Source organism: Caproiciproducens puteiluti (assembly GCF_052442865.1).
In the GTDB taxonomy this organism is placed as follows: domain Bacteria; phylum Bacillota; class Clostridia; order Oscillospirales; family Acutalibacteraceae; genus Caproiciproducens.
The window spans coordinates 1,463,085-1,478,455 of record NZ_CP194790.1; the positions used below are offsets into that span (position 1 = coordinate 1,463,085).

Annotated in this window: 17 protein-coding genes; 10 read left to right on the forward strand and 7 right to left on the reverse strand. The window is 50.5% G+C overall.

Annotated elements, in window-relative coordinates; all coding sequences use genetic code 11:
- Positions 1 to 305: 305 nt before the first annotated feature.
- Positions 306 to 1,874: a putative bifunctional diguanylate cyclase/phosphodiesterase gene (locus tag ACRQU7_RS06955; protein WP_444644753.1), complete on the forward strand. Its 1,569-nt coding sequence runs from the start codon at positions 306 to 308 to the stop codon at positions 1,872 to 1,874.
- A 56-nt stretch (positions 1,875 to 1,930) separates the two neighbouring features.
- On the opposite strand, the gene ACRQU7_RS06960 is transcribed toward ACRQU7_RS06955, so the two are convergent.
- From ACRQU7_RS06960 to ACRQU7_RS06970, 3 genes are all read right to left on the reverse strand, one after another.
- Positions 1,931 to 2,275 (reverse strand): GIY-YIG nuclease family protein, encoded by a 345-nt coding sequence (locus ACRQU7_RS06960; RefSeq protein WP_444644754.1) that lies wholly within the window; start codon positions 2,273 to 2,275, stop codon positions 1,931 to 1,933.
- Positions 2,276 to 2,279: 4 nt separating this feature from the next.
- The gene (locus tag ACRQU7_RS06965) at positions 2,280 to 2,759 is read right to left on the reverse strand and encodes a DUF6530 family protein (protein WP_038323485.1); all 480 of its coding nucleotides are present in this window, start codon (positions 2,757 to 2,759) and stop codon (positions 2,280 to 2,282) included.
- Positions 2,760 to 2,881: 122 nt separating this feature from the next.
- Positions 2,882 to 3,727 carry a YitT family protein gene (locus ACRQU7_RS06970; RefSeq protein WP_038323486.1) on the reverse strand — a complete coding sequence of 282 codons (846 nt, stop codon included), beginning with the start codon at positions 3,725 to 3,727 and terminating at the stop codon, positions 2,882 to 2,884.
- A 204-nt stretch (positions 3,728 to 3,931) separates the two neighbouring features.
- Here ACRQU7_RS06970 and ACRQU7_RS06975 point away from each other — a divergent pair, with 204 nt between their 5' ends.
- The 4 genes from ACRQU7_RS06975 (at position 3,932) to ACRQU7_RS06990 (ending at position 8,016) form a co-directional block, all read left to right on the forward strand.
- The gene (locus ACRQU7_RS06975) at positions 3,932 to 4,339 is read left to right on the forward strand and encodes a Fur family transcriptional regulator (protein WP_141827742.1); all 408 of its coding nucleotides are present in this window, start codon (positions 3,932 to 3,934) and stop codon (positions 4,337 to 4,339) included.
- Between the two features lie 24 nt (positions 4,340 to 4,363).
- Positions 4,364 to 4,906 carry an NADH peroxidase gene (locus tag ACRQU7_RS06980; protein WP_444644755.1) on the forward strand — a complete coding sequence of 181 codons (543 nt, stop codon included), beginning with the start codon at positions 4,364 to 4,366 and terminating at the stop codon, positions 4,904 to 4,906.
- A gap of 268 nt (positions 4,907 to 5,174) precedes the next feature.
- Positions 5,175 to 6,425 (forward strand): NAD(P)/FAD-dependent oxidoreductase, encoded by a 1,251-nt coding sequence (locus ACRQU7_RS06985; protein WP_444644756.1) that lies wholly within the window; start codon positions 5,175 to 5,177, stop codon positions 6,423 to 6,425.
- 10 nt (positions 6,426 to 6,435) lie between these two features.
- Positions 6,436 to 8,016: an NAD(P)/FAD-dependent oxidoreductase gene (locus tag ACRQU7_RS06990; protein WP_444644757.1), complete on the forward strand. Its 1,581-nt coding sequence runs from the start codon at positions 6,436 to 6,438 to the stop codon at positions 8,014 to 8,016.
- Between the two features lie 59 nt (positions 8,017 to 8,075).
- Here ACRQU7_RS06990 and ACRQU7_RS06995 read toward each other — a convergent pair whose 3' ends face one another.
- Together ACRQU7_RS06995 and ACRQU7_RS07000 are read right to left on the reverse strand one after the other, a co-directional pair.
- A complete protein-coding gene (locus ACRQU7_RS06995) occupies positions 8,076 to 8,579 on the reverse strand; it encodes a superoxide dismutase family protein (RefSeq protein ID WP_444644758.1) in 504 nt (167 codons plus the stop codon).
- A gap of 102 nt (positions 8,580 to 8,681) precedes the next feature.
- A complete protein-coding gene (locus ACRQU7_RS07000) occupies positions 8,682 to 8,804 on the reverse strand; it encodes a hypothetical protein (RefSeq protein ID WP_444644759.1) in 123 nt (40 codons plus the stop codon).
- Between the two features lie 330 nt (positions 8,805 to 9,134).
- On the opposite strand from ACRQU7_RS07000, the gene ACRQU7_RS07005 reads away from it, so the two are divergent.
- Positions 9,135 to 10,253, forward strand: coding sequence for an aldo/keto reductase (locus tag ACRQU7_RS07005; protein ID WP_444644760.1), 1,119 nt, complete (start codon positions 9,135 to 9,137; stop codon positions 10,251 to 10,253).
- A gap of 95 nt (positions 10,254 to 10,348) precedes the next feature.
- Here ACRQU7_RS07005 and ACRQU7_RS07010 read toward each other — a convergent pair whose 3' ends face one another.
- Together ACRQU7_RS07010 and ACRQU7_RS07015 are read right to left on the reverse strand one after the other, a co-directional pair.
- Positions 10,349 to 10,879, reverse strand: a complete 531-nt coding sequence (locus ACRQU7_RS07010) for a ferritin-like domain-containing protein (protein ID WP_444644762.1) — start codon at positions 10,877 to 10,879, stop codon at positions 10,349 to 10,351.
- A 430-nt stretch (positions 10,880 to 11,309) separates the two neighbouring features.
- Entirely contained in the window at positions 11,310 to 11,525 is a 216-nt protein-coding gene (locus ACRQU7_RS07015; protein WP_243122609.1) for a hypothetical protein, read from the reverse strand.
- A gap of 190 nt (positions 11,526 to 11,715) precedes the next feature.
- Between ACRQU7_RS07015 and ACRQU7_RS07020 the strand changes: the two genes are divergently transcribed.
- The 4 genes from ACRQU7_RS07020 (at position 11,716) to ACRQU7_RS07035 (ending at position 15,314) form a co-directional block, all read left to right on the forward strand.
- Complete coding sequence (locus ACRQU7_RS07020) at positions 11,716 to 11,934, forward strand: hypothetical protein (protein ID WP_038323499.1); 219 nt, start codon at positions 11,716 to 11,718, stop codon at positions 11,932 to 11,934.
- A 237-nt stretch (positions 11,935 to 12,171) separates the two neighbouring features.
- Complete coding sequence (locus ACRQU7_RS07025; protein ID WP_444644765.1) at positions 12,172 to 13,032, forward strand: PHP domain-containing protein; 861 nt, start codon at positions 12,172 to 12,174, stop codon at positions 13,030 to 13,032.
- A 27-nt stretch (positions 13,033 to 13,059) separates the two neighbouring features.
- Positions 13,060 to 14,058, forward strand: coding sequence for an ROK family protein (locus ACRQU7_RS07030; protein WP_444644767.1), 999 nt, complete (start codon positions 13,060 to 13,062; stop codon positions 14,056 to 14,058).
- A 23-nt stretch (positions 14,059 to 14,081) separates the two neighbouring features.
- Positions 14,082 to 15,314 carry an MFS transporter gene (locus ACRQU7_RS07035; protein WP_444644769.1) on the forward strand — a complete coding sequence of 411 codons (1,233 nt, stop codon included), beginning with the start codon at positions 14,082 to 14,084 and terminating at the stop codon, positions 15,312 to 15,314.
- The last annotated feature ends 57 nt before the right edge of the window (positions 15,315 to 15,371 follow it).

Consider the following 15,371-nt stretch of genomic DNA (forward strand, 5'->3'; position numbering starts at 1 on the left):
TCAGGCAGCCGGTCAGGCCATGCAGCTCCCTTAGGCGTCCTCTTTGAGGGAACCGGCAGGCAAAGCCTGACTGAGGGGGTTTGACGGAAAACCCCGCCGGTAAAAACCTCTTCGGTTCCTTTATTAATATTATATACACGTTATATAATTTGTCAATAAGATTATATAATTTTAATTACAAAAATTTAAAGCCCGGAAAAATTTCAAATTTTCCTATGGGAAATTTGAATTGTAATTTGGGGAATTTTGTAGTATTCTAAAATAGAAATCGGTTTCCCATCCAACTTTTGTTAGGCGGTGTACGATTGAAAAAACAATTCAGAAGAAATGATACAAAATCTGTTTTTATGGCCGCTGCTTCCATTGGGTTTGTCTGTCTGAGCGCGATTGTCAATGCGATCAGTCTTTATCATATGCTGAATGCTTCCGCCCAGCCGTACCTCAGGGAGATTTCCAGAGAGCTCATGGCCCGGGAAGCGGTTCTTGCCGCCGCGACGGTGCTGGCTTACTGCGGATTTCTTCTCTATATTTATCACGGGCGCAGGCAGAGTGAGAGCAAGCTGGAAAAGATGGCTTATTACGATAGTCTTACCGGCATCTCCAATATCTATAAATTTGAAATGGATGTGGGGGATAAGCTCGGCAGGAATCCGTCAGGCAAGTATTGCATCCTCGTTTTCGATATCAATAAGATGGCCGTGATCAATGATATTTACGGCCATCAGACGGTGGACCAGCTTCTTTGCCGTCTTGCGCGGGCGCTGGCCGACGTCTTGAAGGAAGGGGAACTGTGCTGCAGAAGCAAGGACGGCTCGTTCCTGGCGTTTGTGCGGTGCGGAAACGATCAGGAAGCCCTTGATTTTATCCGCTGCTTTACCGCGAGGGCGCATCAGCTGAGCAATGTGAATTTTATAGAAAAACAGGCTTTTACATTTGGAATTTACAGAATTTCGGATAAAAGCATTTCCGTCAGAAGAATGATCGACCGGGCAAATCTTGCGCGCGAAGCCGTTGCGGGCGGACTCGGCGGTAATTACGCTTTCTTTGACGAGGCCATGCGCCGGGAAATGAAGCGAAACAGGGAAATAGAGGAGCAGATGGAGGAAGCGCTCCGGGAAAACCAGTTTATCGTATATTATCAGCCGAAATACAGGCTGCCGGAGGGGACCGTTTGCGCCGCGGAGGCTCTGGTCCGCTGGAACAGCCCGAAATACGGCATGCTTCAGCCGAACGAGTTTATCCCCATCTTTGAAAAGAACGGTTCCGTGATCGACCTTGATCTCAATATTCTGGAGCAGGTCTGCAGGCAGCAGCGCAAGTGGCTTGATCTGGGGCTGGACCCTCTGCCGGTCTCCATCAACATTTCGAGAACGGATTTATACCGAGCCGATTTTGTGGACAGCATCTGCCAGCCGCTGATTCAACATGAAATTCCGCCGAACCTGATTGAGCTCGAACTGACGGAAAGCGCCGTTTTCGATAACATCCGGCTCTTTGTCACTTTGATAGACGAGCTTCACCGGATCGGATTCCGACTTTCCATGGACGATTTCGGTACGGGATATTCCTCGCTGAACACCCTGAAATGCTTAAATCTGGACACGCTGAAGCTGGACCGCGGTTTTTTCCTTGTCAGTGACGAACAGGAGCAGCGGCGGTCGGAAATCATCGTGAATCATATTATTGCCATGACGAAACAGTTGAACATTACTACCGTCGCGGAAGGGATCGAGACGGAGCAGCAGGTGGATTTCCTGAAAAAAGCGGGATGCGATGCGATCCAGGGCTTTTATTTCGCGAAACCGATGCCGGTCGGGGAGTATGAAAAGCTGGTTTGGGAACAGGAATACGACAACGGCAGGGCCGGCGCTTGAGCGCCGGCCCTGCCGCGGCTTTATCGATGCCTGACAGGCTCTTTTACATTTTCCGGTCAATACAGGTCTTTTCCGCCGAGCTTTTCCGTCCAAAGTTCGTACAGAGTATCGATATCCTGTGCAAATTCCTCCGGCGTTTGGGTCTCCTTTTTTGCCAGCTCCTCCAGAACCTCAAAGCGGAAGGCGGCGCTTCCGTATTTCTGCCAGTCGTCCCGCAGCTTTAAATTGATACAGCTGCCCGTTTTCTGGGAAAACTCGAACCGGTTTCTGCTGCCCTGCAGGTCGTTGGCCGACAGGACCAGCATTTTGCCGGTCGCGCTGTTTACAACCGCGTATACGCCGCCGGTGATTTTGCGTTCCTTATATCTTGCGGTCAGTTCCTTTTTATTTTGCTTGTCCATCTCTCTAATACCCCATGTCCTTCAAAATGAGCGCGAGCGTTTTCAGGCGTTCGCTTAAAAATTCATCGTTGTTGCTGAGCGCCTGTGAGAAAAGCCGGATATCCTCGTCGATCATCGGGTTGTCCGTACAGACGGAGACGGTCATGGCGTCGCCCTGCAGCCCGATGCGGTCGATGGTGGTATGCTCCGGGTCGTACAGTTTTTCAAAGCGGTAGGCTTCCGAAAAATACTGCTTTGCCCGGCAGATCAGTATGGCGAGGTCGATCACGCGGTGCAGCGGCAGCTCTTCCGACTGGCGCGACCATTTTTCGCCCGTATAGCGCCATACCTTTGCCGAAATGTCCACCTTGCCGCGGTCGTTCCATTGCGCCAAGCCCAAAGAAAGCCCCTTTGTGTCGGAATGGTAAGCGCTTCTTCCGTCAATGTTTTCGTAATTTTCCGATACGATCACGGGTTTGTGCTTCAGTGTCGCAGGAATTTTCATAACCTCACCTCATAAATTAGTAAATTAGTAAATTACTAAATTATAATAGATCAAAACGGCGGAATTGTCAAATAAAAAAGCGAAACGGAAAGTTTCCGCTTCGCTTCTGCCGGATTTTCTTTTCAGCCGTGAAAGCCTTTGCCGATGATTTCGCTGGTGTTGGAGATCAGGATGAAGGCGTCTGGCTCCACTTTTTTAATGTACCGTCTGAGCTGTACCGCCTGTGGACGGCGCATGGCGGTGAAGATAATATATTTGTGCTTGTGGGAAAAAGCCCCTTCCGCGTCGCAGACCGTAGCGCTTCGTTTCAGGTCGTGTACAATGTAATGGCAGATGATCTCCGGATTGGAGCAGACCACGTTAAAATATTTGGCGAGGTTGATGCTTTCAATCACGTTGTCAATGGCCAGCGATTTGGCCAGCAGGCCGAAGGTGGAAAACAGGGCGGTCTTGATATCGAAAACAAAAAAGGCGGACAGGGTAATCAGCACGTCGCTGTAAAACAGAGCGTGTCCAATGTCGGAGGTGGTGTGTTTTTGCATGATCAGGGCCGCAATGTCCGTGCCGCCGCTGGAAGCGTCTATGTTGAACAGCAGGGCCGAACCGAACGCGGGCAGTGCCACCGCAAATACCAGTTCCAGCATCGGTTGATCGGTGAGCGGTCTGCTCATCGGGTAAAAGCGCTCAAGGCCCGAAAGGCACAGGGAAAGCAGCAGACTGGAATACACGGTTTTGACGGCGAAATTCCTTCCCAGAAACAGAAAGCCCAGAATCAGGAGCAGCACATTCAGAATCAGGTTGACAGTACTCGGCGAGATAGGGGTGACCCTGCCGAGAACGACCGAAAGGCCGGTCACGCCGCCGAAGGTGAAGTTGTTCGGAAATTTGAAGAAATAGACACCCACAACAATTAACAGCGTGCTGACCGTAATATAAAAATATTCTTTGATAACTGTCCCGTATTTCATAAAAATCCTCTTCCAATATTCCTCTTTTTCAAATCCATTGCTTATTGTATCAGAAAACAGGCATAAATCAACCGATAATTGTGATTTCTGCCTCAACATTTTCAATTATTTAAAAATATTTTTGTAAAACCCCTTTACAACCCGGAAACAGTGTGCTAATATATAAAACAAGAACAGTAATCATTACTAATTATGGAGAGCGATATGGAAAAGAAACAAAATTACAGCAGAAAACGCGAAGCGATTTTAAATGCGATCAAAAGTACGTCCATCCATCCTACGGCGGAATGGGTGTATCAAACGCTGAAGCCGGTCTATCCGGACTTGAGCCTTGGTACGGTTTACCGCAATCTGGCCCAGTTTAAAAATGACGGGGTCATTGTCAGCGTGGGAACGGTGAACGGTCAGGAACGGTTTGACGGAAATACGGAACCGCACACGCATTTTATCTGTTCCTCCTGCGGTGCTGTGATTGATATTCCCGGCGAATTTGTCCCTTCGGCGGTCAAAGATGCAATTGCCAGAGAATATTGTGTCCTTGTCGATTCCACAGATGTTCAGTTTCACGGACTGTGCTCAGAATGCTTAAAAAGGCAGCCGCCTTTAGAATAAATATTTTAATATGGAGGATTTAAGATGAAGAAATTTGTATGTTCTGTATGTGGTTATGTTTACGAGGGCGAAGAGGCCCCTGATTTTTGCCCGCAGTGCAGGGCTCCCAAGGAGAAGTTTGTAGAGCAGAGCGAGGAAGCTTCGTTTGCCTGCGAGCATGAAGTCGGCATCGCAAAGGGTATCGACAAGGAAGTTTACGACGGGCTGGTTGCAAACTTCAACGGCGAATGCTGCGAAGTCGGCATGTATCTGGCAATGTCCCGTCAGGCCGACCGTGAGGGATACCCCGAAATTGCCGAAGCGTTTAAGAGATACGCACTGGAAGAAGCCGACCATGCTTCCAGATTTGCGGAACTCCTCGGCGAGGTCGTAACCAACAGCACCAAGAAGAATCTTCAGATGCGCGCAGATGCCGAAGCGGGTGCCTGCTCCGGAAAGCTCGATCTTGCGAAGAGAGCAAAATCGCTGAATTACGATGCGATCCATGATACCGTACATGAAATGGCAAAGGATGAAGCCCGCCACGGTGCCGGCTTCAAGGGTTTGCTTGCAAGATATTTCGGCTAAGCTGTTATCCTTCCCTGAATATTCATAGATAATCGGCGCGGTTCTTTTGAGCCGCGCCGGTTTTGTCGTCTTTTATCCAAAAGTTTTGGAATATCTGCCGAAAATCCTGAGAAACTTTTGTCAGGATCCATCAGATACAGGTCTACGGCAATGAAGAATCCCGTAACAGAATGCTTTAAACAGCTTGCCATTTACCCGTAAAATGCCTTATACTGTAAGTAACTTTTGCCGAATGCCCGGGCAGGTCCGGCAGTTTTAGGAGGATATCATGGATTCTTGCGATATTGCCGTAATCGGCGGGGGAGCATCCGGCCTGATGGCCGCCGCTGCCGCGGCGGAGGAATGCGGACGAAGGCATATTTACGCGAAAACAGCGGTGCTGGAAGCCAATCCGCGCGTCGGCAAAAAGCTGCTCGCGACCGGAAACGGGCGCTGCAACCTGACGAACAGGAACGCCGGCATCGCGCATTATCACGGGGATACCGGTCTGGCGGCCCCTATTCTCAATGCCTGTCCCCCGCAGGAGATCATCGACCGATTTCTGTCGTTCGGCCTGCTTTGCAGGGAACTGGATGAGGGCCGCGTTTATCCGAACAGCCTTCAGGCTTCCGCCGTTTTGGACGTCCTTCGATTGCAGTTGGAGCGGCTGAAGGTGGAAACCGTCTGTGATTTTCCTGTTGCCGCGGTCAGAAAGTCTGCGTCCGGGTTTGAAATTTCCTCGGCGTCCGGACAGATTCACGCAAAGCGCCTGATTCTGGCCTGCGGAGGAAAGGCCTATCCCCAGCTCGGCTCCGACGGGAGCGGATATCAAATCGCGTCCTCTCTGGGCCACAGCGTTACGAAGATGTTTCCGTCTCTGGTTCAGGTAAAAACCGATCCCCGACGGGCGAAACCGCTGAAAGGGGCGCGCAGCGCGGCGGCTGCAACCCTCCTTTTTAACGGCGAACCTGTGAAAACCGTCAGCGGCGAGGTTCAGTTTACCGAAAACGGGCTGTCGGGTATCTGTATTTTTGAGCTTTCCCGTCTGGTGGGGGAAGCCGGTACCGGAGGAAAAACGGAAATCTCGCTCGACCTGCTGCCGGAGTATTCCGTCCAGCAGATTCTTTCCATGCTCAAAGACAGAAAAGAAGCGCTGGAAGTGCTGCCGGCGGGCGACCTTTTGAGCGGGTGCGTCCATAAACTGGTAGGGCGGGAAGTGGTCCGGGCCGCGCTTTCCCGGGTGCCGGAGCGTGCCGCACAGCTGAAACAGGCGGAGCTTGTTTCCGTTGCCAGCCGGGTAAAGGATTTCCGCTTTGACGTTTTGGGAACGCTTTCCTGGAAAGACGCACAGGTGACGGCGGGCGGGGTCCCGCTGGGGGAGACGGACGAAAACCTGCAGTCCAAACCGTGTCCGGGCCTGTACCTTGCGGGGGAGTTGCTGAACATAGACGGCGACTGCGGCGGCTTCAACCTTCACTGGGCGTGGAGCTCCGGAATTACCGCGGGAAGCGCCGCCGCGCGTTCCTTATTAAAATCGTAGAGGGGAAACCATGTATCGAATTTCTGAAATCAGCATGAAGCTGGATGGAACCGAGGAGGATTTAAAGCGGGAGGCCGCCGCGCGGCTGAAAGTCTCTCCCGGCCAAATCCGTGCTTTCAAGCTTTATAAAAAATCCGTGGATGCACGCAAAAAGAACGACGTACATTTTATTTGTACGGTGGATGTGGACTGCGGTCAAAATCACAGCCCCCGGGACCCCAAAATTACGGAAGCCGAACCTTATCGCTATGAGCTTCCTGCAGGAAAACCGCGTGAAATCCGTCCCGTGGTCGTGGGCTTCGGCCCGGCGGGGCTTTTTGCCGCGCTGATTCTGGCACAGGCGGGGCAGAGACCGATCGTGTTTGAACGCGGAAGCGCCGTAGAGCGCCGAAAGGAGCAGGTCGCCCTTTTCTGGAAAACAGGGGAGCTCGACACGGAAAGCAACGTTCAGTTCGGAGAGGGCGGCGCCGGTACCTTTTCGGACGGAAAGCTGAATACCGGGACAAAGGATTCCCGCGCCCGCAAGGTGCTGGAGGAATTTGTGGCCGCGGGCGCGCCGCAGGAAATTCTGTATCTGGCAAAGCCGCATATCGGTACGGACAGGCTGCCCGGCGCGGTCAAAAATATCCGGGAGCGGATTATTGCGCTCGGCGGAGAGGTGCATTTTGAAACCTGTCTGCAAAATATCCTGATGAAGGACGGCCGGGTGACCGGGGTGGAGGTGAAACCGCGCGGCGGCTCGTCCTATACGCTGGAAGCGGACCGCGTCATTCTGGCCGTCGGCCACAGCGCCCGGGACACCTTTGAAATGCTGTATTCCCTGAAGCTGCCAATGGAACAGAAGCCGTTTTCCGTCGGCGCCCGGATCGAGCATCCGCAGGAACTGGTCAGCCGTTCCCAGTACGGCTCGTTTGCCGGGCATCCGGCTTTGGGTGCGGCCGATTACAAGCTGGCCGTACACCTGAAAAACGGCAGGGGAGTCTATACGTTCTGTATGTGTCCGGGCGGGCAGGTGGTCGCCGCCGCGAGCGAGGAAGGGCGTCTGGTAACAAACGGGATGAGCAATTTCGCTCGGAACGGAAGAAACGCGAACGCGGCGCTGCTTGTCAGCGTCGGACCGAAAGATTTCGGCAGCGGGCATCCGCTCGCCGGTGTGGAATTTCAGCGCAGGCTGGAAGAACAGGCGTTTCAGCTGGGGGGCGGGAACTTCCGCGCGCCGGTACAGCGGGTGGAAGATTTTCTCAAACGCGTGCCGTCTAAAAAGATCGGCGGCTGTCAGCCGACCTATCTTCCGGGGGTAACGCCCTGCAGCCTGGACGACTGCCTGCCGGACTTTATTACCGACTCCATGCGGCAGGGGATTCTTCTGATGGAGCATAAGCTGAAGGGCTTTTCTGATCCGGACGCCCTTCTGACCGCGGTGGAAAGCCGCAGCTCGTCCCCGGTGCGTATTCTGCGCGGTGACGGTATGCAGTCTGTCGCCGTAGAGGGGCTTTATCCGTGCGGGGAAGGCGCGGGGTACGCGGGCGGCATTATTTCCGCCGCTGTGGACGGAATCAAGTGCGCGGAGCAGGTCGTCAGGGGATGCTGAGCACGGTTTGCGGGCGTCTGCCCGAAACGATGCTTTCTGCACCCCCTGACAATGAAAAATCATTCCATGCTGTTTCGCACTATTTGGCCGCATGCTATTTTGTTTCCTGAATTTCCTGACGGCTGGGTTTTGAAATCATCCGGTGATGAATGGACGATGACGGTACGTCCTATGATTTCGTTCACTGAAAATCTGTCCGTCATAAACGCCATAAAAGCGAATCCATGATTCCCGAATAACGGGGGCATGTCGCCCGCGTGTGCGGGGTGAGGGCAGTGATTTGGGTTGTAATGCGCTCCTGCGTTGGCAAAGGGGTCCTGAGCGTTCCCGGTACATTGATTTCCTTCGTGAATATGGAAGCCAAAGATATCGGCAGGGCAGCTCCCTGTGCTGTGGGGCAGACCGTTGATCTGTGTGAGCACGAGAACGCCGTCCGCTAACTGATAAAAGCAGACCATACCATTTATATTAGGAAACCCCGGGCCGCCTTTCACCATGGCATATGCGGAGGGCACACTTTTCAAAATGTTTTGCATTTGATCGAATTGTGGTTCTAAATACAAACGAACACCTCCTGAGCCATTTTATGTTGTTTCTTCCATTCCAGTTAATCCAAACAGAAAAAAGGTTCCCGCCGACGGCGGGAACCGAAATAGCCGGGATTTTCACGGCCATGTTTTTCTTGCTTTCATTACCCCCAGAAGACAGCCGAAGACTACGGCGGCGATACAGATTTTGGCCGGATGATTCAGTATGTATAGAAATACCTGAGAAACCAGTTCTTCCAATGCAGAAGCCTCCTTAACATTCTCAGTGTATTGATGTTTTGTGAATTTTCAGTGATGGCTGGATGAATTTATCGGATGCGCCTCAGCATCCGCATGATGAATCTCCCTGTTTGGCCGTTGCTTCAATGGCGGGTATCAATATTTTCAAAAAAAGCCTTGACTTAAAGTTAAGTTTAAGTTGTAGAATGATTCTACAGCGATTCCATTTCAGTTTGCAAAACATGTTCCTCCCCCGCCTTCGGTGGGGGAGGAACGCAACCTTGTTGCAGAATCAACTGGAAATACTGTAGGAAAACAGCGTAAGAGTCAATAGGATAAGGAGGAAAATGAATGGATTATCTGGGTAAAGACATTCCCAAACTCGGTTTTGGACTGATGCGTCTGCCGATGCTTGGCAAGGAGGTCGACATCGAACAGACGAAAACCATGGTGGATCAGTTTCTTGCGGCGGGTTTTACCTATTTTGACACGGCTTACGGTTACATCGGCGGAAAATCAGAGGAAGCAGTCAAAACGGCGTTGGTGGACCGCTATCCGCGCGAAAAATTCCAGCTGGCCACAAAATTGCCCGCCTGGGCCGGGGCAAAGAACGCCGAGGAAGCCAGACAGATGTTTTACACGTCGCTCAGGAGGACCGGGGCGGGGTATTTTGATTTTTATCTGCTTCACAACTGCGGCGGCGACCGAACCAAAGCGTTCGACGATTACGGCATGTGGGATTTTGTGCTCGAGCAGCGCGCGAAAGGTCTGATCAGGCACGTGGGGTTCTCCATGCATGACAAGCCCGAGGCGCTCGATGAAATCCTCACCCTGCACCCGGAAATGGAATTTGTGCAGCTGCAGATCAATTACGCCGATTGGGACAGCCCCACCGTACAGTCCGGCAAGTGCTTCGAGGTAGCGAAAAAGCACGGCAAACCTGTAATCATCATGGAGCCGGTCAAGGGAGGATTGCTCGCCAACCCACCCGAGTCGGTGGCGGAGGTGCTGCGCAAAGGGAACCCGGACGCTTCGTTCGCTTCCTGGGCGCTCCGGTATGCTGCGTCGCTCGACCATGTCATCACCGTGCTCAGCGGAATGTCCAATGTCGAACAGATGACAGACAATCTTGCCACGATGTCGGCCTTCCGGCCGCTGGAGCCCTCCGAGCGTCAGGTGATTGCCAAAGCAAAAGAGGCGTTCGACCAGATTCCGGGCATCCCCTGCACGGGCTGCCGGTACTGCACGAAAGGCTGTCCGCAGGAAATCGCCATCCCCGATATCTTTGATGCGATGAACCGCCGGCTTATTTTCGGCAGCCTTGATATTGCGAAACACGGTTATATGTGGGCGACGCAAGGGGGGAGCGCCGCCAGCGATTGTATTGAGTGCGGGCAGTGCGAATCCGTCTGTCCCCAGCATATAGGCATCATATCCGAGCTGAAGCGCGTAGCCGCGACACTGGAATAATACAATAAGGAATGCCTTCTGCAGGCATTTTCATCTTTCAAAAGCGAACCCGAAATAAAAAGGCCACAATGGAGAAATCCATTGTGGCTGAACTTTTATGTACAATATTTTTCAATCATTTGTGTAATATAATTTTTGTGCAGCTTTTCGTCAACGACGATCCTTGTAAGGATGTTCTTAATATTCGGGTCTTCAATAATTTGTATATGGTTTTCATATGCTTCGATGGCGTGATTTTCCCCCTCCAAGGCAATTTTCAGGCTTTTGCACAGGTCCTGGCTATAGGAAACACTGTTCGCATTCCAATATCGCTTGTTGGATTTGCTGCTGCCGCGAAACTGAGGATTCCCGCCCAGTTTGCGTATTACCGCTGTCAGAATATCCATATGATGCAGCTCCGCAATGGCTATGCGCATGATGACGGCTCCGTAATCTCCTGAATCTTTACCTGCCATGTTATGCTGGTAAAAATACATGCTCATTGCGGTGAATTCCCCTTTTGGACCGGCGAGGTCATCCATCAATATGTTGGCGTAATCCTTGTTGGGAGCTTGAACCCTGATTGGCGGATACGGCGATGAATCGGTATATCCACGGTAGATTACATGATTGCTGGTCACTGCCATGCAAATGCCTCCTATATTCGGATACATCTACATATATATGAGAATGCTCGGCGGTTTATTCAGTGAAAGGAAAATACCGCTGCTGCGACCCTGCCGAATCTGATACCGGTGAATTTTTATTGTTCTTTTTACTGTTCATGAACCTGCCTTCTTTCGGACTTAGGGTGTCCGCAGATCAGGCTTTATAAAAAAAGCGGCTCCTGTCATAAGCAGGAGCCGAAAAGAAACTGATATTCCATTTTTACTGATTACACTTGCTGATATACTGGAGCAGCAGTTGAATTAATTCCTGGCAATTCATACAGCGACCTCCTTCGTTATTTGTCTCTCGAGGACGATTAAATAGTAACAAAATTGTAACCATTTTGCAAGTGTAATTACTGGAAATAAAATAGAAGCGGCCCCTGCCGTAAGACAGGGGCCGCGGGAATCAGAAATCGTCGACTAACTGCAATCTTCTGAATTCGTAAATGCTTTCCAGATCTTCATAGGAACCATCGTTATATACGGTACCGATATGTAACAGAGCCGGATTCAATCTACCGGAATCAAATTGAGAAGGGACAATACAAAATTCAATCAGTTTTCCCTTTCGGGCTTGCGTCAGTCTTTTTTCCAATTCATTTCTATCAACCATAATTTTCATTTTGAACATCCTTTCTCTTACGCTTTATCACCCTTTGTGTTCTATGAGGGATTATGTTTATTATAACAGGAATTATTCCTGTTTTATGGCATAATTTGTCGAAGAAGGAAAAAACGTCGCATCCTCATTTTCTCTGTTGACTTTTTTTATTATTGGAATTATTATAAAAACAAATAGGGAGGGGAATTTGATGGATACTAACAAAGTCACCGTGATCGCCAACAGCACGGCAGAAGGAATGAGCGTGATCGACATAGACATCTTTGTTGGCAGCAGGAATATGCACATTCAAGCAACGAGGAGATTTATTGATGAGATAAATAAAGTCCCTTTCTTGAATGAAGAAAAAATTAAATCTGCCATAACCAGAAAGTATGGAATTTCAAAAGACAGCATCTCATTTCGTTAAGCGATTCCGGCGCCGCCAGGTTTGGGGGCGCTTTTTTTATTTCTGACAATCGTCAAACAGGTATTTTTAGCAGATACTTGAGTGGTTCAGGCGATTTGAAGCTATTGACTTTCCCGATCACCTGATTTATACTTATTTTACAAGTTATTATATTAATTATAATAACTTGTAAAATATATCAGCCTCTGAAAATATTGAGCAATGTTCGCCTGCTATTAACGATGGGAGGGCAAACAGATGAATGGGTTTCATAATATTGACCTGCATATTCATTCCTGTTACAGCGAAGATGGGGAATACACACCCGCAAAGCTTGTTCAGATGTGCGTGGGAGCGGGTGTTACCATCATGGCAATAGCCGATCATAACTGTGTGAAAGGTTCTCAGGAAGCAGTTGAACTGGCAAGGCGTGAACACCTGAGGTGTTATCCGGCTGTCGAAATTGACTGTACTTATCAAAATACCAATTTTCATGTCCTCGGCTATGATATTCAGCTCGAAAGTCCTGATTTTGAGGCCATAGAGCAAAATGTGAGAAAACAGTGTGTCGATGCCTCCAAAGAAAGACTTCGGCTGATCAACCGCCTGGGCTTTACCCCTACCGAAACGGAGCTGAAAGCGATCACCGCCGGAGGGTATTGGAGCGAGCATTGGACGGGGGAGGCTTTTGCCGAAGCCTTGCTAAAAAATGAAAAATATCTCGAGAGTGATATTTTGCGTCCTTACAGGGAGGGCGGCGGCCGAAGCGATAACCCGTATGTCAATTTCTATTGGGATTACTGCTCGCAGGGAAAGCCCTGTTACGCCGGGATGACCTTTCCTGATATGAGGGATGTAATCGGGATCATACACCGAAACGGCGGTAAATCCGTGCTGGCCCATCCGGGGGTCAATCTGCGGGGCAATTTCGAGAGGATCGATCAGCTGATTCCTTTGGGGCTGAAAGGGATAGAAGCTTACAGCAGCTACCACACTCCCGAAACCGCCCGGTGGTTTTTGAATAAGGCGGAACAGTTTGACTTGTTTGTTACACGCGGAAGCGATTTTCACGGTAAAACAAAGCCAATGGTCCGGCTGGGCTGCTGTAGCGCGGGATAAGGTCAGCTGATAAGAAAGGTGATTTTGATGGGAATCAATATGTTGGATATGAAACAAAGCAATGCACAGACCGTTCTCTGGGATTTGTGTTCCTGCAAAACCTCCACTATCAAAGAGATGACCCAGCGGACGGGGCTCAGCTTTGCTACGGTTGGAAATATATTGAATAGCTTTGTGGAAAGCGGGGAAGTGACCCTGGGCGAAATACATTCTGCTACCGGCGGGAGGCCGTCACAGGCCTATACCTTCAATGCGGAATACGCCCATGTGCTCGCGCTGTCGGTACGGACACGGAACGGAAAAAATGTCATCAGTGCCTGTGTCGGAAATTTGTACGGCGAGGCAGTATGGCAGACGGAACAATCCTTTGAGAATATGCGGCTTGCGAGCTTTGAGGCCATGCTGGATTTATCCCTGCGCGCGTATCCGACGATCAGTATCGCCGCCTTCTCCCTGCCGGGTGTGGAGCGCGGCGGCGTTATCCTGACCAATGACTATACAGAGTTGGAAGGTGCTTCTTTCACAGAGCATTTTCAGGGGAAATATCATTTGCCTGTGGTCATAGAAAATGATGTCAATGCCGCTGTATTTGGATACAGCAGAAACGTGGAAGTTTCCGTCATTGCGGGAATCTACTTTCCGAAGCGTTTCGGCCCCGGCGCAGGAATCGTGATTGACGGCAAAATCCTGAAAGGAGCTTGTGGATTCGCCGGTGAAGTGACCCTGCTGCCATTGGGGATCGACTGGCTTTCGATTGACTATGAAAAACCGCAGGAGGCTGGTCCCGCAATATCCAGATTGATCAGCGTTTTCTGCGGCATTGTCAATCCGGGGCATGTAGTCCTGTACGGCGATTTTTTTACCGATGCCTTTCAGGAAACCCTTGAAAGGGAAATCCCCACACAGGTGATACGGGAGATATTCCCCGCGATCATTTATCGAAGGGATTTGAATTCCGATATTACTGCCGGATTAATCGCACAGGCGGTGTCCGCTTACCAGTCCGGGCTGAGGGGACAATTTTAGCAGATGAATATAGGAGATTCCATATGATTTTTTTAGCATTGATTTATTTAGCGTTTATCAGTTTAGGACTTCCGGATGCCGTGCTTGGTTCCTCATGGCCCATCATGAATGTGGAGTTCAGGGTTCCGGTAGGAAACGCGGGATTCGTTTCCATCATGATATCGGCCTGCACCATCCTGTCCAGCTTATTTTCGCATCGGCTGATCCGACGGTTCGGTACGGGTAAAGTCACGGTCGTAAGCGTCGCCCTGACGGCCGTTGCACTGCTGGGCTTTTCTGTGGCGCCTTCCTTTCTATGGCTGCTGGCCTGTGCTGTTCCGCTCGGGCTTGGAGCCGGAGCGGTGGATTCGGGGCTGAATGAATTTGTAGCCGAGCATTATGAGGCAAAGCATATGAACTGGCTGCACTGCTTCTGGGGCGTGGGAGCCATGCTCGGGCCTGCACTGATTTCCGTCCTGGCACTTTGGGGGCGCACCTGGAGAAGCGGGTATTTCAGCATATCCATTATCCAGTTCGCTTTGGTTGCGCTGCTGATATTCTCTCTTCCTATGTGGAAAAAGTTTGAAAACCCATCAGCCGAGCCTGCGGAGGAAATACGGCAGGGCAAAGAAAAACACAGCCTGCTCACGATGCTCCGGGCAAAAGGTTCTGTTTTTGTTATGCTTTCCTTTTTATTGAATGCCTCGATGGAAGCTTCCATGATGCTTTGGGGAGCCAGCTATCTGGTGAAAATGAAGGGGGTCTTACCGGAAAGCGCGGCCGGATGGGTGTCGCTGTTCTTCCTTGGGGTAACGGTCGGGCGTATGGTGAGCGGGTTTGTTTCCATGAAATTAAGCAACGAAGCATTAATCCGCATAGGCACCATCTTTCTGATCGTCGGTTTTGTTTTTATGATCCTGCCTTTACCCGCCCTGTTTGCAATCGGCGCGTTTATCCTCGTCGGGCTGGGGCTTGCACCGATTTATCCTTCCATGCTGCACCAGACGCCCGTCTATTTCGGGAAAGAAAACGCACAGGCGGTCATGGGCTTGCAGATGTCGTTTGCATACACCGGAAACACTTTAATGGCCCCTCTGTTTGGGCAGCTTTTCGCGAACATTTCCTTTTCGCTGATGCCCTGTGTGCTTCTGGTCTGCGCTGTTGGATTACTTGCCTGCAGGACACATCTGATCTCAATCACAAAAAAGAAATCCCCGGCTCAGGAATCGGAAGATAAGGCTGAGGATCATGAAGCCGGACAAACATTGGAATCCTGAATAGTTTATCTGGAGTTTATCATTTCTGTCATCAATTTATGCTATGATAAAATAAAT